The 24,405-nt window shown below is 59.4% G+C and carries 22 protein-coding genes; 8 read left to right on the top strand and 14 right to left on the bottom strand.

Annotated elements, in window-relative coordinates; translation table 11 throughout:
- Positions 1-181: 181 nt before the first annotated feature.
- A complete protein-coding gene (locus tag AC3WS9_RS03260; RefSeq protein WP_492486696.1) occupies positions 182-1,552 on the bottom strand; it encodes an NAD-dependent succinate-semialdehyde dehydrogenase in 1,371 nt (456 codons plus the stop codon).
- Between the two features lie 416 nt (positions 1,553-1,968).
- Between AC3WS9_RS03260 and xapA the strand changes: the two genes are divergently transcribed.
- Genes xapA through AC3WS9_RS03240 form a run of 4 tightly spaced genes read left to right on the top strand, consistent with a single transcriptional unit; the run spans position 1,969 to position 6,319 of the window.
- On the top strand, positions 1,969-2,802 hold the full coding sequence (xapA, locus tag AC3WS9_RS03255; RefSeq protein WP_492486694.1) for a xanthosine phosphorylase: 834 nt from the start codon (positions 1,969-1,971) through the stop codon (positions 2,800-2,802).
- 45 nt (positions 2,803-2,847) lie between these two features.
- Positions 2,848-4,047 (top strand): MFS transporter TsgA, encoded by a 1,200-nt coding sequence (gene tsgA / locus AC3WS9_RS03250; protein ID WP_492486692.1) that lies wholly within the window; start codon positions 2,848-2,850, stop codon positions 4,045-4,047.
- A 20-nt stretch (positions 4,048-4,067) separates the two neighbouring features.
- Positions 4,068-5,003, top strand: coding sequence for a LysR family transcriptional regulator (locus tag AC3WS9_RS03245; RefSeq protein WP_324723049.1), 936 nt, complete (start codon positions 4,068-4,070; stop codon positions 5,001-5,003).
- Between the two features lie 47 nt (positions 5,004-5,050).
- The gene (locus tag AC3WS9_RS03240; RefSeq protein ID WP_492486690.1) at positions 5,051-6,319 is read left to right on the top strand and encodes a DUF445 domain-containing protein; all 1,269 of its coding nucleotides are present in this window, start codon (positions 5,051-5,053) and stop codon (positions 6,317-6,319) included.
- Positions 6,320-6,470: 151 nt separating this feature from the next.
- Here AC3WS9_RS03240 and bglB read toward each other — a convergent pair whose 3' ends face one another.
- The 9 genes from bglB to AC3WS9_RS03195 form a co-directional block, all read right to left on the bottom strand.
- A complete protein-coding gene (bglB, locus tag AC3WS9_RS03235) occupies positions 6,471-7,544 on the bottom strand; it encodes a beta-galactosidase BglB (protein ID WP_492486688.1) in 1,074 nt (357 codons plus the stop codon).
- On the bottom strand, positions 7,541-8,515 hold the full coding sequence (locus AC3WS9_RS03230) for a hypothetical protein (protein ID WP_492486686.1): 975 nt from the start codon (positions 8,513-8,515) through the stop codon (positions 7,541-7,543). The genes bglB and AC3WS9_RS03230 overlap by 4 nt, the downstream gene beginning before the upstream one ends.
- Positions 8,516-8,741: 226 nt before the next feature.
- Complete coding sequence (locus AC3WS9_RS03225) at positions 8,742-10,415, bottom strand: hypothetical protein (RefSeq protein WP_492486684.1); 1,674 nt, start codon at positions 10,413-10,415, stop codon at positions 8,742-8,744.
- 69 nt (positions 10,416-10,484) lie between these two features.
- Positions 10,485-11,552, bottom strand: a complete 1,068-nt coding sequence (locus AC3WS9_RS03220; RefSeq protein WP_285145788.1) for a DUF2955 domain-containing protein — start codon at positions 11,550-11,552, stop codon at positions 10,485-10,487.
- Entirely contained in the window at positions 11,542-12,609 is a 1,068-nt protein-coding gene (locus AC3WS9_RS03215) for an HlyD family secretion protein (RefSeq protein ID WP_285153829.1), read from the bottom strand. Before AC3WS9_RS03215 ends, AC3WS9_RS03220 begins: the two co-directional genes overlap by 11 nt.
- The gene (locus AC3WS9_RS03210) at positions 12,609-13,076 is read right to left on the bottom strand and encodes a MarR family winged helix-turn-helix transcriptional regulator (RefSeq protein ID WP_282493425.1); all 468 of its coding nucleotides are present in this window, start codon (positions 13,074-13,076) and stop codon (positions 12,609-12,611) included. Before AC3WS9_RS03210 ends, AC3WS9_RS03215 begins: the two co-directional genes overlap by 1 nt.
- A gap of 169 nt (positions 13,077-13,245) precedes the next feature.
- On the bottom strand, positions 13,246-13,941 hold the full coding sequence (locus tag AC3WS9_RS03205; protein WP_285145157.1) for an ArsR/SmtB family transcription factor: 696 nt from the start codon (positions 13,939-13,941) through the stop codon (positions 13,246-13,248).
- 35 nt (positions 13,942-13,976) lie between these two features.
- Complete coding sequence (locus AC3WS9_RS03200; protein ID WP_492486681.1) at positions 13,977-14,303, bottom strand: antibiotic biosynthesis monooxygenase family protein; 327 nt, start codon at positions 14,301-14,303, stop codon at positions 13,977-13,979.
- 160 nt (positions 14,304-14,463) lie between these two features.
- Entirely contained in the window at positions 14,464-15,873 is a 1,410-nt protein-coding gene (locus AC3WS9_RS03195; protein WP_492486679.1) for an aldehyde dehydrogenase family protein, read from the bottom strand.
- 99 nt (positions 15,874-15,972) lie between these two features.
- Here AC3WS9_RS03195 and AC3WS9_RS03190 point away from each other — a divergent pair, with 99 nt between their 5' ends.
- A complete protein-coding gene (locus tag AC3WS9_RS03190) occupies positions 15,973-16,875 on the top strand; it encodes a LysR family transcriptional regulator (protein WP_492486677.1) in 903 nt (300 codons plus the stop codon).
- Here AC3WS9_RS03190 and AC3WS9_RS03185 read toward each other — a convergent pair.
- Complete coding sequence (locus tag AC3WS9_RS03185) at positions 16,862-17,341, bottom strand: carboxymuconolactone decarboxylase family protein (RefSeq protein WP_285153694.1); 480 nt, start codon at positions 17,339-17,341, stop codon at positions 16,862-16,864. The two genes, AC3WS9_RS03190 and AC3WS9_RS03185, sit on opposite strands and share 14 nt — an antisense overlap.
- A gap of 101 nt (positions 17,342-17,442) precedes the next feature.
- Here AC3WS9_RS03185 and pdxR point away from each other — a divergent pair, with 101 nt between their 5' ends.
- Together pdxR and AC3WS9_RS03175 are read left to right on the top strand one after the other, a co-directional pair.
- Positions 17,443-18,834, top strand: coding sequence for a MocR-like pyridoxine biosynthesis transcription factor PdxR (pdxR, locus tag AC3WS9_RS03180; RefSeq protein WP_492486674.1), 1,392 nt, complete (start codon positions 17,443-17,445; stop codon positions 18,832-18,834).
- A 107-nt stretch (positions 18,835-18,941) separates the two neighbouring features.
- Entirely contained in the window at positions 18,942-19,196 is a 255-nt protein-coding gene (locus AC3WS9_RS03175; RefSeq protein WP_282493417.1) for a DUF4282 domain-containing protein, read from the top strand.
- Between the two features lie 44 nt (positions 19,197-19,240).
- Here the strand turns inward: AC3WS9_RS03175 and AC3WS9_RS03170 are convergent, their stop codons facing one another.
- On the bottom strand, positions 19,241-19,411 hold the full coding sequence (locus tag AC3WS9_RS03170) for a DUF1127 domain-containing protein (RefSeq protein WP_492486672.1): 171 nt from the start codon (positions 19,409-19,411) through the stop codon (positions 19,241-19,243).
- Between the two features lie 176 nt (positions 19,412-19,587).
- On the opposite strand from AC3WS9_RS03170, the gene AC3WS9_RS03165 reads away from it, so the two are divergent.
- Positions 19,588-21,003 carry an aminotransferase-like domain-containing protein gene (locus tag AC3WS9_RS03165; RefSeq protein WP_492486670.1) on the top strand — a complete coding sequence of 472 codons (1,416 nt, stop codon included), beginning with the start codon at positions 19,588-19,590 and terminating at the stop codon, positions 21,001-21,003.
- A 111-nt stretch (positions 21,004-21,114) separates the two neighbouring features.
- Here the strand turns inward: AC3WS9_RS03165 and foxA are convergent, their stop codons facing one another.
- Positions 21,115-23,223 (bottom strand): ferrioxamine B receptor FoxA, encoded by a 2,109-nt coding sequence (gene foxA, locus AC3WS9_RS03160; protein ID WP_492490296.1) that lies wholly within the window; start codon positions 23,221-23,223, stop codon positions 21,115-21,117.
- Positions 23,224-23,344: 121 nt separating this feature from the next.
- Positions 23,345-24,319, bottom strand: a complete 975-nt coding sequence (locus tag AC3WS9_RS03155; RefSeq protein ID WP_492486668.1) for a helix-turn-helix domain-containing protein — start codon at positions 24,317-24,319, stop codon at positions 23,345-23,347.
- Positions 24,320-24,405: the final 86 nt, after the last annotated feature.

The raw sequence follows: 24,405 nt of genomic DNA, 5'->3' as shown, positions 1-24,405 counted from the left end.
CTAGCAAGAGGCTAAACCTTATCCAGAACAGCCAGTTTGTTTCACTGCGAACTGTGAGTCTGGTAACTAATTCATGATACAAATATATCCGTTATGTGACTTAATACGAATCACAATGCTTTGTCGATTGCAAAAAAAAGGGCGGCTCGAAAGCCACCCATTTTACTGCTGATAAATCAGCTTACCGGCGAACCACCACCAGCTTCTGGTTCACAAACTCTTTGATACCGAGATCCGACAGTTCGCGGCCGTAGCCCGAGCGCTTCACACCGCCGAACGGCAGTTCCGCCGCGGTGTCGGTCAGCCAGTTGATGTAGACCATCCCGGTTTCGATCTGCGACGCCATTTTCTTCGCGCGATCAATGTCCTGGCTGAACACCGCCCCGCCGAGGCCGTAGTTCGAGTCGTTCGCCAGGCTCACCGCTTCATCGTCGCTTTTGACAACATAGAACTGCGCCACCGGCCCGAAGAACTCTTCGAAATACGCGGGGTTGTCGCGGGAGATATGGGTCAGGATCGTCGGCTCGAAGAAGTTCCCTTCGCGCTCAACCGGCTTGCCGCCGACATGCACTTTCGCGCCATTTTTCACCGCCTCGTTGACCTGTTTGGTCAGGGTCTCCAGCGCGTCTTTCGACGACAGCGGCCCCAGCGTGGTTTTCTCATCCAGCGGATCGCCGATCTTCACCTCGCGGAACGCCTCGGTGAAAGCGGTCAGGAACTGATCCGCGACTTTCTCATGGACGATAAATCGCTTCGCGGCGGTACAGACCTGCCCGGCGTTGTTGAGTCGGGCATTGACGCCGATCTTGACCGCTTTCTTGAGATCCGCATCGTCGAGGACGATAAACACATCGTTACCGCCCAGCTCGAGGGTCGATTTTTTAATGTGCTTCGCCGCCTGCGCCGCCACGACGCTCCCGGCCTTCTCAGACCCAGTCAGAGCTGCGCCCTGCACGCGCGGGTCGGCAATGATCTTCGCGACCTGATCCGAAGAGATAAAGAGATTGGTCCAGGCCCCGTCCGGCGCACCGGCTTCCCGCACCAGATGGGCGAACGCCTCCGCACAGTGCGGCACGATGCTGGCGTGTTTCGCCACCACCGGGTTCCCCGCCGCCAGGTTCGGTGCCAGGACGCGCATCAGCTGATAGAACGGGAAATTCCACGGCTCAACGGCCATCACCACGCCAATCGGATGGTGCTCCACCCAGGCGTCGCCGAGCTCCGACTTGTACTTCACGGGCGCGAGAAATTGCTTCGCGTTATCCGCGTAATAGCGGGCGATCTGCGCGCAGAGCTTCACCTCCCCGCGGCTTTGCTCGATGAGTTTCCCCATCTCCTGACTGGCGATTTTCGCCAGCTCTTCGCTCCGGCTGTCGATCAGATCCGCCAGCTTGTGCAGCACCGGCAGACGCTGTTCGATAGCCCCTTTCGCCCACTCTGAATGGTAAAGCGCATCCGCCGTTTTCAGCGCCGCCTCGACCTCCGCATCGGTGTGGGATTTGTACTCTTTGATGAGCTTGTTGTTAGCAGGATTCACTGTCTGGTAAGCCATATAGGTCTCCTTAATTACCGCTTAGGGTATTAAGGGTAGTCAAGATGGCTGGGAGCGGGGGTAAAGTTGGGTATATGCGGATGTTTCTTAGGACATACTTTGCAAAAACCGCCCATCCCCCCGGTGGCGCTGCGCTTACCGGGGCTACAATCCGTGCAGCGATAAGCCTTTGTAGGCCGGGCAAACACAGTGCCGCCCGGCAAAATGCCGAGGCTGCAAAACTCAAACCCCATCACACTTCCCTCATGTCATTCCCAACACAAACCACCAGGCGTTATTCCTAACCCCTTGAATATCCGTACACCCACACCCTATCCATTCACTAAAAGCTATCAATACCACCCTTTATCCAATTGGATTACCAATCACTCTCTCCACAAAATGCAGATATACACCACAAGCATTCAGGAGTTCCCATGTCTCATTCCATCATTAACGATACCCCATACGAAGCCGTTGAAATCCTGCGTAAAGCCAAACCCGGCTTTAAACCGCGCATCGCGTTTATCCTCGGCTCTGGCCTTGGCGTGCTGGCGGATAAGCTCGACAACAAAACCGTCATCTCTTACGAAAAACTGCCGGGCTTTCCGGTCAGCACCGTGATTGGGCATGCGGGCGAAGTGTTGATGGGCTCTCTGCACGGCGTGGACCTCATCTGTATGAAGGGGCGCGGGCATTTCTACGAGGGCGTCGGGATGGGCATCATGACCCACGCGGTGCGCACCTTTAAGCTACTCGGCTGCGAATTTATGTTCTGCACCAACGCCGCCGGCTCGCTAAACCCGAACATCCCGGCGGGCAGCCTGGTGGCGCTGAATGATCACATCAACACCATGCCGTCCACGCCGCTGGTTGGGCCGAACGACGACCGTTTTGGCCCGCGCTTCTTTAGCCTCGCCAACGCCTACGACCAGGAGCTGCGTGAAAAACTGCACCACACCGCGGGCGACCTCAACATCAACCTGCACGAAGGCGTGTTCGTCTCCTACCCTGGCCCGAACTTCGAAACGGCAGCGGAAATCCGCATGATGCAGAACATGGGCGGAGACGTGGTCGGCATGTCAGTGGTGCCGGAAGTGATCGTCGCGCGCCACTGCGGCCTGAAAGTGCTGGCGGTCTCGGCCATCACCAACATGGCGGAAGGCCTGAGCGACGTGGAACTCTCCCACGAACAAACCCTGAAATGCGCGGCGATGGTCACCGACGATTTTATTCGCCTGATTAGCCAGTTCGTGAAGAACTGCCGCTAACTTCCCGTCCAGCGGCGGGCCACGCGCCCGCCAGGAGAAATGCAGATGTCAGAAAACTACTCTCGCGGCAGTCTGAATGCGATTTCCTATCTGAGCTATTACTTCGTCGGCGCGCTGGTCTCGACGCTGGGGATTGTCCTCGGCCCGCTGTGCGCCGCGTTCAATAAGGATCCGAGCTTTATCGGCCAGGTGTTTACCCTGATGAACATCGGCATGTTCGTGCCGATCATGCTCGGCGGGATCCTGATGAAAAAATGGGGTCTGCAAAAGCCGCTGGTGATCGCCGCCGCGCTGACGATCCTCATCAGCGCCCTGCTGTTCGCCACCCCGACGCTCACCATGTTCAGCGTGGCGGTCGCCATCATCGGCGCCTGCGGCGGGATTTTTATGACCATCGGCAGCTACCTGGTAGTGCGCATTAATCCGGACGAAAAGAGCCGCTCATCGAGCCTGATTTTCACCGATTTCTTCTTCAGCCTGGCGGGCGCCACCCTCTCCTTCCTGCTGGCGTGGCTGTTCAAAATGGGCGCGAGCTGGATTGCCATGTACGGCATCATGGGCGGGCTGGGCGTGCTGATGCTGATCCTCACCCTGCGCAGCCGTTACCCATCCACCGTGGCGGCAGAGCCTGAACATCAGGAAGCTTCCAGCAATGAGCCCTGGGGTCGTTCCGTGTGGCTGCTGTGCGGCGCGCTGTTCCTGTTCCTGCTGGCGGAGCCGATCTTCACCATGTGGACGCCGGGCTATCTGCAGTGGCGTTTCCAGATGCTGCCAGAACAGGCGGCGCTGTACACCACCGTCTACTGGGTGGCGAAGGCGACCGGGCTGTTCCTCAACCAGTTCACCGTTAAGTGGATGAAACTGCGCACCTTCCTGCTGATCTGCACCGCCGTTGGTCTGATCGCCATCGCACTTATCAGCAACAGCGCCAACACCACGCTGATCCTGATCGCCTGCGGCGCGTTCGGCTTCTTTAACTCCGGTCTGTTCTCCGGCCTGATGAGCTACGGGTCATTGCAGGTGAGCCGCAGTTCGCCGACGCTGATCTCCGCCCTGCTCACCTGCGGCACCGTCGGCACGCTGCTGTTCGCGACGGTCTCGTCGCTGGTCAATAGCCGTTACGGCCTGCACGGGGCGGTGAATGCTTCGACCTGCGCCTACGCGCTGCTGATGGTGACATTGCTGGCGGCCATCGCCTGCAGCCGAGCCGAACGCCTGCATCAGGGCAAGGCGGTCGCGGTTTGACAGGCTCCAGGGAGGGTTGCATGATATCGCCACCCTCCTTTTTCTCGGTGCCCGGCATGCTCGATTCACAGGCCAACAGCCGCATTCGTTTCCGGATGCTGCGCTATTTCCAGACCCTCGCCGATGAACTGCATTTTGGCCGCGCCGCCGCAAAACTCAACATCTCCCAGCCGCCGCTGAGCATGCAGATCAAAGAGCTGGAAGAGTTGCTCGGCGTGGAGTTGTTTGAGCGCACCAGCCGCAAAGTGGTGCTGACGCACGCCGGAAAAGTGCTGAAAGCGGAAGTGGATCGGTTGCTCAGCGCCACCGAACAGTCCCTGAACTACGTGCGCCAGATTGGCCGCAGCGAGAAACAGCACATCAACATTGGCATTATCGGCAGCGCGATGTGGGGCCCGCTGCTGACGCGCATGAAAGCCTTCCGCGAGGCCAATCCGGACGTTAACTGGACGCTGCACGAGCTCGGCCAGCAGGAACAAACCGAGGCCCTGCGCGCCCGCACCATTGATATCGCCATCAACCGCAATGTCATTCCGCACGTCGAAGCCAAAATCCGCTGCCAGCTGATTGCCCGTGAAGCGGTGTGCGTCGCGGTACATGAGAGCGATCCCCTGTGCCGTCACGCCACCGTCTCCCTGAAAGATCTGGCCGACCGCGCCTTTATCTCCCTCTCCTTTACCCACAGCGATTTCGCCCGTCAGGTGTACGACAACTGTCTTTCCCTGGGTGTGTCGCCGCTGGTGACGCACCAGGTATTTGAGCCGCAAACCGCGCTGGCGCTGGTCAGCACCGGCAACGGGGTGTCGCTGCTACCCGAATCCTGCGCGCTGATCCACTGGCCGGGCGTGGTGTTCCTGAAACTTGCCGAAACCATCCCCGCCGATCTTTACGCTCTGTGGTACGACGAACCGCTCCCGGATCTGTTCACCCGTTTTCTGCACGCCCTGCGCGACTGATCGCTCTTTTTTGCACTCCTCCCGCGTTCCGCTCTATCCTTAACCCTATGGAAAAATTAGCTGAACTTAAACGCGCCAAGCTGTTGGCGCTGTCACTGCTGCTGATAGCCGCAGCGGCCTTCGTGACCACTCTGTTCCTGCCGCAGACTTTCTGGGTGCGCGGCGTGAAGGCTATTGCCGAGGCGGCGATGGTCGGCGCGCTGGCGGACTGGTTCGCCGTTGTCGCCCTGTTCCGTCGGGTGCCGATCCCGTTTATCTCGCGCCATACGGCGATCATCCCGCGTAACAAAGACCGGATCGCCGATAATCTCGGCCTGTTCGTTCAGGAGAAGTTTCTTGATACCCAGTCGTTAGTGGCGTTGATCCGCCGCTACGAACCGGCGCAGATGATCGGCACCTGGTTCAGCCAGCCGGATAACGCCCAGCGCGTCGGGCAGCATCTGATTCAGGTGATGGGCGGGTTCCTGGAACTGACGGACGACGGGCGCATTCAGCGCTTACTGAAACGCGCGGTGCATAAGGCCATCGATAAAGTCGATTTCACTGAGACCAGCGCCGCGATGCTGGAGAGCATGACCAAAAACAATCGCCATCAGGTGCTGCTCGACGCGGTGATTCGTCGTCTGATCGACCTGATTCAGCGCGACACCACGCGGGAGTTTATCGCCACGCAGATCGTTCACTGGCTCAAAACCGAACATCCGCGTAAGGCGATGGTGCTGCCGACCGAATGGCTGGGGGATCAAAGCGCCGAGCTGGTGTCCGATGCGGTGAATGCGATCCTCGACGATATCAGCCACGACCGCACGCACCAGATCCGTCAGGCGTTCGATCGCGCCACGCTGAAGCTGATCGACAACCTGAAAAACGATCCGGAGATGGCGGCGAAAGCTGAAAACATCAAAGATTATCTGAAGAATGATGAAGCGTTTAACCGCTATCTCGGCGAGATGTGGGCCGACCTGCGCGCGTGGCTGAAAGCGGATATGCAGAGCGACGACTCGCGGGTGAAGCAGCGCATCGCCAGGGCGGGCCAGTGGTTTGGTGAAACCCTGGTGGCCGACGCCAGCCTGCGCGCTTCGCTGAACGAGCACCTGGAGCAGGCGGCGCACCGCGTGGCACCGGATTTCGCCGCGTTCCTGACGCGCCATATTAGCGATACGGTGAAGGGCTGGGATGCGAAAGATATGTCGCGCCAGATCGAGCTGAATATCGGCAAAGACCTGCAGTTTATCCGCGTCAACGGCACGCTGGTCGGCGGGACGATTGGGTTGATTTTGTTTTTGCTGTCGCAGATACCTGAGCTGCTGCCGTAGTCGCTTTTTTGCCGGGTGGCGGCTGCGCCTTACCCGGCCTACGGGTTTGGTGCGGTCTTTTGCCGGGTGGCGGCTGCGCCTTACCCGGCCTACGATATTTTTTCGGCTGACGGTTTTCGTAGGCCCGTGCAAGCGCAGCGCCGCCGGGCGATTACGCCTGCCAGCTCCCCTGCTCCACCTCAAGCAACAACAGCATCGTCAGCGCCTGGGCGTAAGGCACCGGGGCCATCGCGATATCGCAGTAATACTGAATATCCCAGCCCAGCATGGTGCCGCGCGAGGCTTCAAGCACAATGCCGCCCTCGTCAATCCGCGCCATAACCGCCTCAAACGCCCGCATGGCGTGAACGCTGACGGACTCATCCAGAATCCCCATCCGCACGCCGCGCAGCATGCCGTAGGCGATCCCCGCCGTGGCGGAGGATTCCTGCGGCGAGAGCGGATCGTCGAGCACCGTATGCCACATTCCGTTATCCGCCTGCAGGTCACACAGAGAACGCACCTGACGCGCCACCACCTGCGACAAATACCGGCGCACGCCGGTGTCGAGATGTTCTCCCATTAGCTCAATAAATTCCGGAATGGCCACGGTGATCCACGCGTTGCCGCGCGCCCAAAACGCCCCGGCAAAATGGTGCTTATCGACAAACGTCCAGCCGTGATACCACAGCCCGCTGACCGGATCGCTGAGATAGCGCGTGTGCAGCAGAAACTGATACCCGGCCTCGTCGATCAGATCGCGGCGCTTGAGCACGATTCCCGCCACGCCGAGGAACAGGCAGGTCATAAACAGCGTGTCGTCCCAGAGCTGCCCGGTGTTAGGCTGCTCTTTCACCACGTGCTGAAACCCACCCTCTTCGGTTTTCGGCAGATCGCGCAGCAGGGCGTCGGCCCAGTCATTCACCGTCGTCAGCAGATCCCCACGCTGATGCTCCCCCGCCACCAGCGCCAGCACGATCATCGGTGCGGTGGTGTTGATCTGCCTCTCCGGCAGCCCTTTAGCGATCTGCTGTTCGTACCACGCGAGGATCGACCCTTGCAGCGCCGCATCCTGCTGATGCGCGGCATAGCGCCAGAAGCCGTACAGCCCGACACCGATCTCCCATTCCCACTCTTCGAAGTGGATCGCAAAACCCTCTTCAACGCCCACTTCATCGAGATTTTTTAAGCGGCAAAAGCCGCGCACCACGCGATCCAGCGTGCCCATCAGGGGTTCTTTGTTCATGCCTGGACTCCTTTGATGCGCATTGCTGCCAGCGCGTATTGTTGATGACCGTAACGTGAAGAGGCGATAAACCGCGCGTCGGGGAAGAGTTGTCCCGCAAGAGACTGAGCGGCATGAAAGGCGCTGGCGTGGTTCGAAAAATCCATCACATCGCAGCCGCGTTCGTCGGGCCCGTAGCGATACCCCAGAATGGTCGATTTGACTCTGCGCCACAGGGGTTCCGGGAAGTACCTGGTGCGATGGTGTTGCCAGAGCCGCAGCAGCGCGAGCAGGCAATAGACCGACCCCTCTTCGCGCGCGCTCACCCGTTTAAGCACATACAAGAGCAGCGCATCCGCCTCCGGACCATACTCCTTCTGCGCCATTAACGTCAGCAGACGCTCGGGATCGGGCTCGGGCGGCGCGGGGATGCGTTGCTGCTGAGGCCCTTCGCAGGCAACCATCCCCAGCGGTAGTTCGTCAATGTACACCATTTTCAGGCCGCATAAGGTGTCGCGCTCGAACACCTCGTCGAGATGGATCAGGACTCGGTTTTCTCCCTGACGCAGGGTGAGCCGGACGTCCTGAAACTGCATCACGTTGCGGGTAAACGGCGTAAAGCAGGCCATCAGTCTCTCGGAAGACCAAACCCGCACGCCGCCGCAGGTGCCCAGTCGAAACGCATATTCACCCTCGCGCGGCGCAATCAGATCGACCCTCAGCCAGCGCTGAACATGAAACGGCAACGCGCGATGACCGGAAAAATCGAACCAGCCATGTTCATCGGCGACCGCGACCTCATCGCAGGGCAGCGCCAGCGCCGGATCGATCGCGCGCCCGGCGTGGCTGCGGCGAAACACCTGACGGCAAAAGGATTCGCGGCTCGCGGGATCGGCCCCTTCACCGGTGTAAAACTCCGCAAAACGCTCCGCTTTAGCCGCTGAAACCTGTAAACGCCCCAGCGCCTCTCCCTGCGTGAATGGTCGTGACATATCGCCCTCATTGCTTCTGTGTTCGTGGCGGCTATTTTCAGGGGATGTGGGGGTTTCAACGAGGAGCGGATCGGGCGGATTTATGGGATATGCCTGGCCCCTCACAAAGCGGGCCAGAGGGAGAAGAGGGGCGTGATGGCGATCACGCCTTAGGCGAAAGTAAGAAATTGAAGGTGATGACGATCACAGGAACACGCCCTGGCACCGCCAAAAGATGTGACTCGCGTCACCCCTTCAGCGCTTTCAGCTCGTCCCCCAGACTGTCCGCCAGCGCCCGCACGCGTGAGGCGTCAAACAGGACGTGCAATCCCGGCGAGGCATCGGCGTGTTTGGTGCAATAGTCTTCCATCTCGGACGCGCTGCGATACAGCTCCTGAATATTAATCTGGCAGATCTCGCGCATGCTCCAGCTGTTTTCCACCTCTCGGGCAAAGCGCAGGGTGAAGAAGGCTTTTTGCGCGTGCAGGAACAGATGGCAGTAGAGCGCAAAACCTTGCCACTCCTCCAGCCAGCGGTTTTTCAGCGCATACGGGAACGCGGCGGTTTCAGCAAAACGCAGCGCCTGTTCACGTAAGCTCAGGGAGGCGTCACGGGCGTCATCTTTCTCTTTGGCGATGCGCGACAGGCAGGCGGCGGAGGTCTCCACGTCGCTGGCGTTAAAGGAGATATCGCGCTCCGAGCCCGGCAGCCAGTGGTTGCGGTTGAGCTGCCCGTACAGGCTCCATACCGCCTGGCCGTAGCTTTCCGGCACCTGGCTGTGGCGATGAAACACATGGTCGCGGACGTAAATCGCGCTGTAAAGCACCTGCCCGGCCTGCTCCAGCAGAGCGGTAAATTCTTCGAACACCGGCGGTTCGGGCCGCCAGCCGTAGCTTTCGTCGAGCCAGTAGGTCAGGAGCTGATCGCGCGACAGATGTGCGCCATCGTTCGCCAGCATCCGGCTGCACGCCACCAGGTTGCACTCGCTCAGGGTGCCCATGATCCAGTGGTTATCGACCCCTTCCCAGCTGGTTTTGCACACCGCGCCGCGGATCGCCGGATTGCTGCGACACCACAGCAGGCGGCCCTGCAGCTCGTCGATGCGCGGGAACGGGAAAATGCCCCAGCCCACCTCTTCGCCCACCAGATCGATATCCGCCCACACTTCGCGCTCGCGCACCGCCAGCAGCGCCGGGTTGTTAGGGAACGACGGCCAGAAGCGCTCGGGCGTCATCTTGATGGAGACGCTGACGCTCTCGGGCAACGGGCGGATCGCCTCCAGAACGTTACCGAGATCGTGATTGCCCGCCGGAAACACGCGTAGCACCAGATGTTTATTCTCTTTCTGCATCGCGCGGGAAAGGGTGGTAAAGCAGCGGCTGTAGAGGGCAAAACTGCGCTCGTCGCGCTCAGGGATCCGGGCGTTGTCGTCCGCCTGCAGCTCCCAGTTCGGGCGAGAGATGGGCAGTAGCCCGTCGGTATTGGAAATCGCGATAAGCAGGCCGCTCAGTGCCGGAATGCGCTGGCAAATCAGCGACACTTTCTCGCTCAGATACGCACACCAGAAATCGACGTCAAAGCGCACGCCGTGGCCCGGCTCGAACAGATGTGGGTGCGCCAACAGCAGGTCTGTCGGGAAGTTGAACTCTTTGGCCTGGAGATAAAAACGCAGCCCTTTTTGCTGACACAATTTTCCGAGGCGATTGAGATAGACGCAGCGGGCGCGCTGCTGGCTGGAGAGGCGATCGTTGTACTGATGCGGGGTGTAACCCTTTGGCGAAACCAGCATGTCGAACAGATCCACCTGCCCGACAATCACCGTATTAAAATCATGCGCGACGGCGTATTCCACCAGCTCGCAGGCCTTCTCCCAGTTCCAGTACGCCTGATTATTGAGCTCCAGCGCCCTCGTCTCCCACATCTCTCTGCTCCTTTTGTCGCCCCATTGACCGGCCGACAGTGATAGCACAGAACGCAGAAAAAGGGTGTGTCAGGGCTCGCGAATGACGTAGCGCGTGGGCTCAAAAAGGTTCAGGAACAGATGCACCAGGAACACCAGGGTCAGGGTGGAGACCAGCGCCACCGTCACAGAGACGATGCGATACAGATCGCTGAACACCAGGTCGCCGTCGGGATGCATATTCTGGCCAAACATGATGCCGATGGTGGTGATACTGGCAAAACCCACGCCCGCACCGACCTTCTCCATCACGTGCAACCGCGCGCCAAACGCCAGCCCGAGGCCAATCAGCGGCATCATCAGCAGCATGTGGCTGCTGTGATCGTAGAGCACCAGCTGCATCACCAGAATGTACAGACAGCCGAGGATCACCCCGACCACGCGCCACAGGGAGCTCATCACCGCGCCGCGATAGTGCATCGGGAAGAGGATCAGCACGCCCGCCATCAGCGCCGAGAGGGAATCGCTGAGATCGCTTATCTGGAAGACGACAAAAATCATTGTCGCCACGGTGCCTGAAAGTAAGGACTCGTGGCGCACGCGGGCGGCGTTTTTCTCAATCAGCGGCGGCGGCTTGCGCGGTTCGACGTCCGGCAGCAGGTAGTTCATCAACGCACTTAAACAGACCGCCATGATGCTGGCCTCGACGTTCGAGAACAGCAGCGTGTGCCAGTTGGTCGTCGGGTAGCTCATAAAATTGAGCATTACGCTCTGGCATACCACGCCCATCGAGCCAAACAGGAACAGCGGCCCCTGGCTCATAAAGCGAAAACGCATCACGTAGAGGGCGAAAACCACCAGCGTCATGATCAGCGGCCATTGCGAGAGATAGCCGATGATAATCACCATTTCGATGCAGTTCAGCGACGCGCTGAACACGAACTGCTTCGCCACATGACGGTTAAACACCGGCACCAGCGACAGGAGCATGATCGGGTAGACGACGTAAAACACGCCGTAGCTGGTGTTGTAAAACGTCGAAATGCTCAGGGCAATCATCCCGGCAAAGACGATGCGCAGGGTCTGGCGAAAGTCATTGGCCGTGTAGACGATGTTGCCGTGCGGGGTGAAGACCCGCGCAAGCGTATTAATAGACATAATGCAGCAAACTGACGAGGTGGATTTGCAGCCCGGAGAAGAAGCGCGCGAACGGCCCTTCGCTGTTGTACAGCTGCACCGTGGCGCGTGCGCCGGTCGGTAAATGTTTCGGCAGATCTTCATCCAGCGCGATGTGAATGCGCATCCGCTGCGCGTCGCGCACCCAGCGGTTGGAGGTTTCAGGCGCAGAGAGCTCACCGTTGACCGCTTCCTGCCCGGCCAAAATACCCGCATCACTGCTGGTCACATGGGCGCGGAAAACGCGGCCCGGGAAGGCGTCAAACACCACCGCGGCGTCGGTGCCCTGATGGGTATGGCGCAGGCTTTTCTCACGGAAATCGGCGACGATATCGGTCTGGTTATTCACCAGCGCCAGCGCGGCAGAGCCCGACGAGGCGTAAAAACCGGGGCTGAGCTGGACGTTACTCACGGTGCCATCAGCCAGGGCGTAGACCTTCGTCCAGCTCAGATTTAGCTCCGCCTCTTCCAGCGCGTTGCGGTATTTTTTCAGCGTCACGTTGCGATGTTCATCCTGCTCGCCGCGTTGGATACGCAGGTTATGGATGCTGGCGTTCAGATTCGCCACCGACTGTTCGCTACTCTGCCAGGTGGTGCGGACTTTATCCAGATCCGCCTGCGAGACATTCTGCAAAGTGCTCAGGCGCTGGTAGCGGTCAAAGGTCACTTTGTCGTTGCGGGCAGTGAGCTGCGCCGTTTTCAGACTGGCCTGCGCGGCGACGATCTGCGCGTCCAGCTGCTGATTAGAGAGCCGGGCCTGTTCCAGCGCGATCTGGGCGGCGTCGACTTTATTGCGAAACGGCGTCGGGTCGAGTTCAAACAGCACATCGCCCTTCTTCACCTGGCTGTTGTTGTGGACGTACACCGCCGCGACATTGCCGGAGACGCGCGCCGACACCGGCGTCACCACGCGCATCACGGTGGAGTCCGGCGTCAGCGGGATCCAGATATCCGCGACGATAAAATAGACAAACATCAGCAGGAAAGAGGCAATACTCACCCTTACCCAGCGGGCAAACTTTTGTTCAGGAGTCATTATTATTGGGTCTTGTTATCTTCTTCGCGGATTGACCGCAAATTGCAGGCGATTTGATTTAATGTTGCGCTGAAAATCTCCAGATGTTCCGGCGCGATATTGTGCGACACGCGTTCCTGAAAGTTCTCGATCACGCGGGTGAGCGTGTCCAGGATTGCGTTGCCCTCAGGCGTGAGAGTGAGCAGCCGGATGCGCTTGTCGTAAGGTGACACGGCGCGCAGCAGATAGCCCTGTTTTTCCAGCTGAGTCAGGGTGCGCATCAGCGGCGGCAGTTCAATACCCTGCACTTCCGCCAGTTCGCTGACCGAGACGTTATCCCCCAGTGATTTGAGCTGCATCATCACCGTCCAGCTCGACTGCGTCAGGCCAGTGTCGAGAATGGCGTCATCAATCACCGCGCGCCACTGACGCACGATCATCGCCATCCGCATCCCCATCGGCCTGCGGCAAAACAGATCTTCTTCGCTCACGGGAACTCCTCTCATCACACGCAAGCAAGATAATAGTTATCAGGGTAAGTATCAAGAAACGAGCGGGGAAAGAGCAGGAATTGCGAATTTGTTTGCCGGATGGCGCTGCGCTCATCCGGCCTACGTTTTGGGTTTTGTAGGCCCGGTAAGCGCAGCGCCACCGGGCAGGCTAGCGGCTAAAATGCTGATGAATGGCACTTTTCCCGACAGGTGTCACCACCACCTCCCGATACCCCGCCACCCGCTGGATCCAGCCTTTCGTTTCCAGAAAAATCAGCAGCGCCGCACCCGCCTCACCACCCAGATGAAACCGGCGCTCGCTCCAGTCCAGACAGGCGCAACACGCTTTGCGGCGGGAGTGAGTATTGAGTGCAATACCAAGTTTCAGGAACTGTTCGCGCCCGAGCACGGTCAGCGCGGAACCGTCCGGCTCCAGCCAGTTTTCTGCCAGCATAAAATCGTAGATCTGCACCGCAATCGTGCCCGCCAGATGGTCGTAGCAGGTCCGCGCTTCACGCATGGTTTTCGGTGCTGTGGTTTCGGGCGGCATGATGCGATTCCAGGACAGCCCCATGATCTGCTCCACCAGCTCGGCGACATCATGCCCGGCAAGACGATAATAGCGATGACGCCCCTGAGACAGACAGACGATCAGCTTTCCCTCCACCAGACGCGCCAGATGCCCGCTGGCGGTGGACGGCGCCACGTCCGCCGCCGCGCTCAGTTCCGTTGCGGTCCAGGCGCGACCGTCCATCAGGGCGCAAAGCATTTTAACCCTCGACGGATCGGCCATCGCCGCCGCAATCGCCGCGACGGCACACTCCAGCGCGTCGTTGTTTTCAGTCGGTAAACTTTTCTTCTGCACAGGCTGCCCACGTATGATTGACCGTTGCCACCAGCTTAGCATGAGCCCTGCTCCGGCTTATCACCCGAGCCATATTCCCGGACCAGCTGCACCACGCGGATGCGGTAATGGGCGAAAATCGACGCCCGCCCCTCGGCCTGCGCCACCTTGTGGAAAACGTTCTGCTTCCAGGCGCGTATGGCCTCTTCATCCCGCCACCAGGACAGTGACAGAATTTTGCCCTCGGTGGTCAGGCTCTGAAAACGCTCGATATCGATAAAACCGTCGATATCCGCCAGCAGCGGTTTTAGCTCCGCCGCCAGCTCCAGATAGCGCGCCTGATGCGCCGGTTCGGCCCGGGCTTCAAAAAGAACTGCGATCATTGTTAGCTCTCCGTTGTGATATTCGAAGAGCATGCAGGGGAATCAGGAGGGATGCTTCGGTGAGGAGCGAAATGTCGGTATTGCCGGATGGCGCTGCGCTTATCCGGCCTACCTTTCGGGTTTTGTAGGCCCGGTAAGCGCAGCGCCACCGGGCAGGGTGTTAGCCAATAATCGTCCTGGGCTCCATAAACGCGCCAATCCCCCACGCGCCCATCTCGCGGCCCACACCGGAGTGTTTAAATCCGCCGAACGGCGCTTTCGGTTCGTGGGCGAGGGTGTTCACCAGCACGCGACCTGATTCGATCTGCTGCGCGACGACAGCCGCCCGTTTGCCGCCCAGCACCAGGGCGCTCAGCCCATAATCGGTATCGTTAGCAATGGCGATCGCCTCTTCCTCATCGCGATAGGTGATGATCGACAGCACCGGGCCAAAAATCTCTTCGCGGGCGATGGTCATCTGATTATCGACGTCCGTAAACAATGTCGGGCGGACAAACCAGCCGTGCTCTGTTCCGTCCGGCCGCCCTTCGCCGCCCGTCAACAGCCGTGCGCCCTCTTCCGTGCCTTTGCGGATGTAACCCTGCACACGCAGCCACTGTTTTTCGCTGACCATCGGCCCCACTTCTGTCGCCGGATGGCGCGGATCGCCAGATTTCACCGCCGCTATCGCCTCGGCCAGCGCCGCTTCACATTCCGCTTTACGCGAGTGCGGCACCAGAATGCGCGTTCCGGCGACGCACGCCTGCCCGCTGTTCATCAGTCCGGCCTGAATCGCCAGCGGCACCGCCTTGGCTAAATCGGCGTCTTCCAGAACGATCGTCGGCGATTTGCCACCCAACTCCAGCGTCACGCGCTTAAAACTCTCCGCCGCATTGCGCAGGATCGCTTTCCCGGTATGAGTAGAGCCGGTGAAGGAGATTTTTGCCACGTCCGGATGACGGCTGATCGTCTCCCCCACCGTCTCGCCGCGCCCGGTAACGATGTTAAATACGCCAGCGGGCAGCCCGGCTTCGCTCAGGGCTTCGGTGATGATCTGCGTCTGCCACGCGCTCATCTCGCTCGGCTTGATCACCGCCGTACAGCCGGCAGCCAGCGCCGCCGCGAGTTTGCCGCAGATAAACCCGGCGTCGCTGTTCCACGGGGTAATCAGCCCCGCCACGCCGAGCGGCGTCATCTGTACAGTGGCAGCTCCGGCCTGGGTGGTGAACGCAAAACTTTCCAGCGCGTCGATGGTCTGGGCAATCACGTCTGCCGGATAGCTCGCCATCCACGCCGAGCGCGACGCAGGCGCGCCGTACTCCTCAATAATCGCCTCCAGCAACTCATCATGACGCGCCACCACCGCCGTATGCATTCGTTTAAGGGCAGCAATGCGTTCCTCACGCGTGGTTTTCGCCCACGCAGGAAACGCCGCTTTGGCCGCGGCGATGGCGCGCCCGGCGTCGTGCTCATCGGCAAGACGAACCTGGCCGAAGACCTGCGCAGTGGCCGGGTTGTAGAGATCAAAACGCTCTGTGCCGTGCGGCGTGACAAATTCGCCGTTAATAAAAATCTGTTCAATATGACGCATAACACCTCCTCAGGCTTGATGACCTTAGTCTGGCATGCCTTTAACGTTTCGATAATCCACGCTATCCTGCAAAGGTTATTTCGATTTTCAGGATAATCTATGCATCGTTCAGGGCTGACAGAGCTGGAAGTAGTGATGGCCGTGGTGCGGCGCGGCAGTTTTCGCGGTGCGGCACAGGAGCTGAGCATGTCCGCCACGGCAGTGAGCAACGCCATCGCCGGGCTGGAAAGCCGCCTGCAGACGCGGCTGTTTAATCGCACCACGCGCAGCGTCGCACTGACGGACGCCGGGCAACGCTACGTGGCGCGGATCGGCCCGGCATTGCAGGAGATCCGCCAGGCCAGCGAAGAGATCCACAGCGAAACGGACGAACCCGCCGGAACCCTGCGCCTGAACGTGCCGAACAACATCGGCCCGCTGTTTCTCGACGATCTGCTGATCGACTACATGATCCGCTACCCGAAAATGCGCGTGGAAACGGCGAGCGAAGCGCGCCTGATCGACATTGTCGCCGAGGGTTTTGATGCGGGGATCCGTCTGGAAGAGTCCGTCCCGCAGGACATGATCGCCATCCCGCTCACCGCCGATATCCGCCAGCTCGTCACCGCCACGCCGGACTATTTTGCCCGCCACGGCGTCCCGCAAACGCCGGATGACTTGCTGCATCATCAGGGGATTGGCATGCGAATGGCACACGGGGGAATTTATCGCTGGGAGCTGGAGCGACGCGGCGAGCGCTATGAGCTGGCGGTCCCACCGCGTTTTGCGACATCAGATTTGTTTGCCTCGATACGGGCGGTCAAAGCGGGATTAGGGATTGGGTTTTTACCGGAACTTTATATCCAGCATGCGCTGGCATCAGGAGAACTGGTGAGCGTTCTCAATGACTGGACGCAGCCCTTTGCCGGACTGCGTCTCTACTATCCCGGCCACCGGCACGTTCCGCCGGGGCTGCGGGCGCTGGTGGCGCTGATTCGCGAGCGTGGGATTATTCCAGGTTAGCCTTGTTCAACCCGTAAGCCACGTCCATCGCGCCAGGTTCCATGCGCGAGGTGATCCCCAGGCGGTTCCAGGCGTTGATCGCCACGATGGCGAAGTTCAGCTCGGAAATCTCGGTGTCGGAGAAGTGCTCGGACACGCTGCGGTACAGCTCGTCGCTGATCCCTTCCACGGTGATGTGCGTCAGAGCTTCGGTGAAGGCCAGCGCGGCTTTCTCGCGGGCGCTGAACAGCGGAGATTCGCGCCAGACCGTCAGGTGATACAGGCGCAGCTCGCGCTCACCGGCGATTTTCGCCTCTTTAGAGTGCATATCCAGACAGAATGTACAGCCGTTCAGCTGGGAGACGCGGATGTCGATCAGGTGCTTCAGGGCCGGTTCGATGGAGGTTTTGCCGACTGCCATGCTCAGATCGGACAGGGCTTTGGCCAGGGCAGGTGTGGCTTTATGGTGGTTAACGCGAGTGCTCATTGTCTTTCCTCTTATTGTGCGGCATATCAAATGCGATGGGGCAAATCTACGCCGATCATGACATAGTAAAAAGATACAAAACTGCTGAAACGAGGTAGGACATGAAATCGGGCTATCACGACATTTATACCCGCTATCGCGACAACATTACGCGCGGCGTGCTGAAGCCCGGCGACAAAGTGCCTGCCATTCGCGTGCTGGCCGAAGAGCTGAAAGTGGCACGCAAAACCGTCGAAACCGCCTATGCGATCCTGATCGGAGAAGGGTATCTGGTCAGCCAGGGCGCGCGCGGCACGCGGGTGAATCCGGATCTGAATCTCCCGGCGAAGCCATCCGCCCCCGCCGAACAGGCCACCGGCACGCTGCCGGAATCCCTGATCACCCAGCGCGAACGCGCCGGTTTTCTGCGCGCGGGCATTCCGGCGCTGGACAGTTTTCCCTATAAAAAGTGGCTGCTGCTGGCGGGTCAGGCGACGCGCTCCATGCGCCAGGAGGAGATGCTAAACCCGCCGGTGATGGGCTGGGCTCCCCTGCGTCAGGCCATTGCCAGCTATCTGAATATCTCGCGCGGCTTATCCTGCACGGCGGAACAGGTGCTGATCACCAGCGGGTACAGCGGCAGCCTGCGGCTAATCCTCGACACGCTGGCGAGTCGCAGCGACAAAGTGGTGTTTGAAGATCCGGGCTATTTTATGGGCCAGCAGCTGCTGAAACGGATCGTCCCGCGCCTGCATACCGTCCCGGTGGATCGTTCCGGTATGGATACGGACTATCTGCTGCGCCACCACCGCGACGCCCGTTTCGCCATCGTCACGCCGTCGCACCAGAGCCCGCTGGCAGTCACCCTTTCGCTGCCACGCAAACAGCAGCTGCTCGACTGGGCGACGCAGAATAACGCGTGGATCATCGAGGACGACTACGACGGCGAATTTCATTACACCCGCAAAGTGCTGCCCTCGTTAAAAAGCCTCGATCGTCACGATCGGGTGATCTTTATGGGCACCTTCAGCAAAACCGTGATGCCGTCCCTGCGCATGGGCTATCTGGTGATGCCCGCCAGCACCGTCGAGGCCTTTACCGATTGCGCGGATATCGTCGCCAGCGGCCAGCCGGTGCTGACGCAAAAAATCCTCACCGCCTTTATTAACGACGGCCACTTTTTCCGTCATCTCAAAAAGATGCGCGCGCTGTATCAGCAGCGCCGCGACTGGATGATTGCCGCCCTGCGGGAAGTTTACGGCGAGCGATTTTTCACCGAGCAAAACGACGGCGGAATGCACATCGTGGCGTTCCTGACCAAAGGCAGCTGCGACCGCGAAATCGCCCGCTGCTGGCAGGCACAGCAACTGCAGGTCAATGCGCTCTCCGAGTGGTATCGCGGCTCCGGCAAACGCTACGGGCTGGTGATGGGGTACAACAATGTGCGGAGCTTCGAAGAGGCGCTGGAACTGCTGCGACGCCCGCTGGCCGAGACGCTGCGCCTGCTGGAATAGCAAGTCTACAACGAGACTTTTTTCGTAGGTGTACGGGGCGGAACAACTCTGGGTATACTCCGCGAGCTTATTTCGTCGGATTCCGACATTTTTCTAAGGACAAGAAAATGAAGTCAATTTTAGGGTTTGATTATCTGTTAACGCCGCGTGTGCTGGTCTTTTTCTACTGGATCGCCATGCTGTGTATTCTGGTTAGCGGCATCTACACCATGTTCACCGAACACCTGATTGCCGGTTTCTTTGGCATGTTCTTCGGCCTGATCGGCTGTCGCGTGATGTTCGAGCTGATCATGGTGGCGTTTAAAAATAACGAATATCTGCGCCGCATCGCGGAAAACACCAGCATCACGAAAGTCGAGTAATGCTCAGGCATTTATCTGCCGCCGTGCAGATAAATGCCTGTTGTTCAGATATTGCATGCATCATTGCGCGTTAACCCGACATCCCGCAGCTGTTCATCGCTCATGCCCTGCAGTAAGCGCCGCGTCTGCTCGCGACGACGCCATTTCACAAACGCCTGCCAGACATAAACGAAGCCGATAAAAGGCCTGAACGGGCGGTTTTCGTTGAATTCCATGATCTTCTCCTCACGCTGTTTGAGGCTCTATCATCGTCGGAATTGGGCTTTACAATACAGATTCAAAAACAACTTTTCTTTAACATACAGATCCGCTAAAAATGAATCTGCATGGCGATTCCCGCCGCGATCTGTACTGGTTTAACAATCTGTATGGTGATAACCGAGGATACAGCATGACGCGTTACCAACATCTGGCCAATCTGCTGGCGCAGCGCATTGAACAAGGGCTGTATCGCAGCGGCGAGCGTTTGCCGTCGGTACGCGCGCTGAGCCAAGAGCACGGCGTCAGTATCAGCACCATTCAGCAGGCCTATCAGATCCTCGAAAATCTTCAGCTGATCACCCCCCAGCCGCGCTCCGGCTATTTTGTCTCTCAGAAGAAAGCCCTGCCGCCGGTTCCGGCGATGACCCGCCCGGTACAGCGCCCGGTCGACGTGACCCAGTGGGATGAAGTGATGATGCTGCTCGATGCACGCGGCGATCGGGAGATGATCTCCTTTGGCGGCGGCTCGCCGGATCTGACCCAGCCGAGCCTGAAACCCCTGTGGCGCGAGATGAGCCGCATTGCGCAGCACAACCCGGCGGAGATGCTGAGCTACGACGTGCTGGAGGGGCGCAAAGAGCTGCGCGAGCAGATTGCGCGGCTGATGCTCGACGGCGGTTCGACCGTCGCGGCGGAGGAGATTGTCATCACCAACGGCTGTCACGGCGCGCTGTCGATGGCGCTGCTGTCTGTGTGCAAACCGGGGGATATCGTGGCGGTGGAGTCGCCGTCGTTTCACGGCACGATGCAGATGCTGCGCGGGTTTGATATTAAAGCGATCGAGATCCCGACCGATCCTGAAACCGGGATCAGCATTGAAGCCCTCGAACTGGCGCTGGAGCAGTGGCCGATCAAGGCCGTGATTCTGGTGCCGAACTGCAACAACCCGCTCGGTTTTATCATGCCGGAAGCGCGCAAACGGCAGGTGCTGGCCCTGGCGCAGCGGCACGATATTGTGATCGTCGAGGATGATATTTACGGCGAGCTGGCGGCGGACTATCCGCGTCCGCGCACCATCCACTCGTTTGATATCGACGGGCGGGTGTTGCTGTGCAGTTCGTTTACCAAAACCGTCGCGCCTGGGCTGCGCGTCGGCTGGATTGTGCCGGGCCGCTATTACGACCGGGTGATGCACATGAAATACGCGGCGGGTGGGTTTAACGTTCCGGCCACGCAGATGGCGGTCGCGGCGTTTATCCGCGACGGACATTATCACCGGCATCTGCGGCGTATGCGCCAGATTTATCAGCAGAATATGGAGCGGTACACCTGCTGGGTGCGCCAGTATTTCCCGTGTGAGATTTGCGTGACGCGACCAAAAGGGAGTTTTTTGCTGTGGGTGGAGTTGCCGGAACAGGTGGATATGGTGTGCGTCAGTAAACAGCTGTGTGCGTTGAAAATTCAGGCGGCGGCGGGGTCGCTTTTTTCCGCCTCGGGGAAATACCGTAACTGCCTGCGGATCAACGTCGCCCTGCCGCCCACCGAGAAAAACCGCGAGGCGTTGAAGAAAATGGGCGAGGCGATTTATATCGCCATGGAGGAGTAGGTTTGCCGGGTGGCGGCTGCGCCTTACCCGGCCTACAAATGCAGAAAGGCGTGGTCTTTTGTAGGCCCGGTAAGCGCAGCGCCACCGGGCGTCAGGCCGCACAAACTCACATCAGAACTTCCAGGACACGCTCCCCACGATGCTGCGCTCCGCCCCAAAGTAACAATAAGAGAGCGAGTTACACGCCGCCACGTAGCTTTCGTCCGTCAGGTTATTGACGTTCAACTGCGCGCTCAACCCTTTCACACCCAGCTTCGACAGATCGTATCCCACCGCCAAATCCACCAGCGTATAAGACGGCAGCGTGTGCGTGTTCTGACGATCGCTGGTCACGCCGTTCACGTAGCGCACGCCGGAACCGAGCGTCAGACCGTCAAGCGGACCGGTTTTGACGTCGTAGCTCAGCCAGGTGCTGGCCATGTTACGCGGGGCGTAGACCGCGCGTTTGCCCTCTTCTTCCGGGCTGCTCTTCTTGTAGCGAATATCCGTATAGGTATACGCCGCCTGCACGCGCAGGCTGTCGGTCAGCTGGCCGATCGCTTCCAGCTCCACACCTTCCGATTCGATCTCACCGATGGAACGATACGGATCCGTCGGCTCCTCTTTGGTGGCGATGTTTTTCTGATTGATACGGAACACCGACGCGCTGAACTGGCTGTTCATCCCTTCCGGCTCAACCTTCACGCCCGCTTCCCACTGCTTGCCCTTCATGGGATCGAGGATCTGGCCGTTCTCATCGGCAAAACTGGTCGGCGTGAACGCGGTGGAGTAGCTGATGTACGGCGCGATGCCGTTGTCGAACAGATACAGCAGCGCCGCACGGCTGCTGAAGTTGTTCTTATCCAGATCGCTGCGGCTGCTGTTGAGCTTGTCGATGTTAGACACGCTCACCTGGTCGTAACGGCCGCCCAGAGTCAGACGCCAGCGGTCAAGCGACATCTGATCCTGCAGGTAGTAGCTGGTCTGGCGCAGCTTGTGCTTCTCTTTGCTGTACATAGTGATGGAGTTCGGCTTCGCGCCGTACACCGGATGGAAGGCGTTGATCGGCGGGAAATCGCCGTAATAGCCGGTGGTGTTGTTGCTGCGATCCTGATAATCCAGACCGATCAGCACCCGGTGGTTCACCGCCCAGGTGTCGAAACTGCCGTCGACCTGGTTATCGAGAGTGATAGCGTTCATCTTCTCGTCAGAGCCGGAATAGCCGCGATTCAGATCCGTTTCGTTCAGCCAGCCCGCGGCATACACCTGATTCAGCTCGACTTTGGTATGCAGGTAGCGCAGCTTCTGGCGCACCGACCAGCCGCTATCAAACATGTGCTCGATGTTGTACCCGACCATGTTCTCGCGACGGTCGTATTTGTCGTAATCGTCCTCGCCTTCAAAGAAGGTATTGGAAATTTTATGGCCGTCGTGAGGAACAACAGTGCCTTCATACGGCAGGCCGGAGTGGCTCCCGCCTTCCGGATCGCGATGCAGATAGGCCATCAGGTCGAGGCGCGTGTTGTCGGTGATGCGCCAGGTGAGGCTCGGCATCAGCGCGTAACGCTCTTCTTTCAGCGGGCCGAACTGGGAATCGGCGTAGCGAGTCATCCCGCTCAGACGGGCGGCCACGCGGTCGTTGTCGTCCAGTGGCCCGGTGACGTCGAACATCGCCCCGCGCTGGTCGTTATTCCCGGCGAAGAGTTTGATTTCACCGCCCGCATCGAAGGAAGGTTTGCGCGAGGTGAGCGCCACAATCCCGCCCGGCGATGAACGACCATACAGCACCGATGCCGGGCCGCGCACCACTTCAATATTTTCCAGGAACCAGGGATCGACCACCAGCGAGCTGTGGGAGTTGGTATCCCCCATCATCTTCAGGCCGTCGAGATAGACGTTGTCCAGGCTGCCGTCGGAGAAGCCACGCAGCACAATGTAGTCAAAGCGATTCGATGCACCGATCTGGTTGCTGTAGACGCCCGGCGTATAGCTCACCGCCTGACGCACGCTGGTCGCGCCCTGCTCTTCGAACTGCTCGCGCGTCACGATCGACACGGACTGCGGGGTTTCGATATCCGGCGTTTCAAGCTTGGTCGCGCCACTCTGCATTTGCGAGGTGACAACGACGGTGTCGTTTTTCGGCGTATCCTGCGCCAGCAAAGGGAACGCGACGCTGCCGGTAACGCATCCCACCAGCAGTGCCAGCCGTGATTGAGCGAACATGAAAGTCTCCAAAGGTATTTCTAATTGTTAATAAGAATTATTACCTTTTTGAGATCGCAAACAGCTATGCGTAACGCCAGGTGACGTATGCGCAATGACAAACTGTGCGCGAGACATTCGCGCGATGGGGAAAAGTGCGTTAGCCGTGTCGGCGCAGATCGCCGGGGGAGATGCCGTATCGACGGCGAAACGCGGTGGAGAAGTTGGTCGCGTGCTGATACCCGGACATCCACGCGGCCTGCTGCACGCTGTGCCCTTCCAGCAGATAGCGGCGCGCCAGCTCGAGACGGCAGTCGCGCAGATAATCAAACACCGTTTTGCCGTAGGCGTGGCGGAACTTGGTCCGCAGGCTGCCCGGGCTCATCGCCGCCTGTGTCGCCAGCTGCGCGAGGCTGTATTCCTGTTCTGGCGACTGTTCCAGCATGCGCCGGATACGTTCCAGACGCGCAAACTCCCCGCATGGCGGCAGAGCACCGCGAGCCGCCTGCGGCTGGCACTGATTCAGACCGTGTCCGAGCAGCTGATACATCAGCCCTTCGAGCAACAGCTTGCGCGATACGGCGCTCAGCCCTTTCTGCTGCGCATGCTGAATGCCGATCAGCACAAACCCAGGCACCGGCCAGACGAACGTCGGCGCATGCAGGCGCTGCCATTCCAGGAGCAGTGTTTCCAGTAAGCTCTCACAATCAGCATGGTTCGGATAGACGCCAAAAGAGAGGGTTTTCAGGGTGCAATCTGCGTCGTGGCGGGCGCTCATCGCCTGCTGTTCGCTCAGTTGCGAGCTGAACGCCATCCCCGGCAATACCTGATACTCCTCGCCGTTCAACGTCAGCGTGACGCACCCTTCCAGCACCACCAGCATATAAAGCGGGCTGCTGTGGCGAGAGGTGGTTTCATAGGGCTGGAGCACGCGCACGTCGGAGTGCGTCAGGGAAATACCGGAGGAGAGAGTCATCTCTTCGACATCCCCGTGCAGAACCGGGCTGTCGTGACGGGCGTTGTCTGCCAGATGCGGAAAGCGATAATCGATGCCGTAGCGCTCGCCGAAGCCAATAAAATCTTCCACGCAGAACAGGCGTTTGGTTGAGAGATCAGGCTGTGCGGCAAGGTTCATGATGGCGTTTGCGTGGGCGGATGACGCAGGAACCATAACATTGCGGCGGCGCAAAGGCTACGCCGCCGCCATGTTCATCGAGCGGA

The organism is Lelliottia sp. EB106-05-01-XG201 (assembly GCF_058791735.1).
The sequence above is the reverse complement of the archived record's forward strand: the minus strand, read 5'-3'. Positions and strand labels throughout refer to the sequence as shown.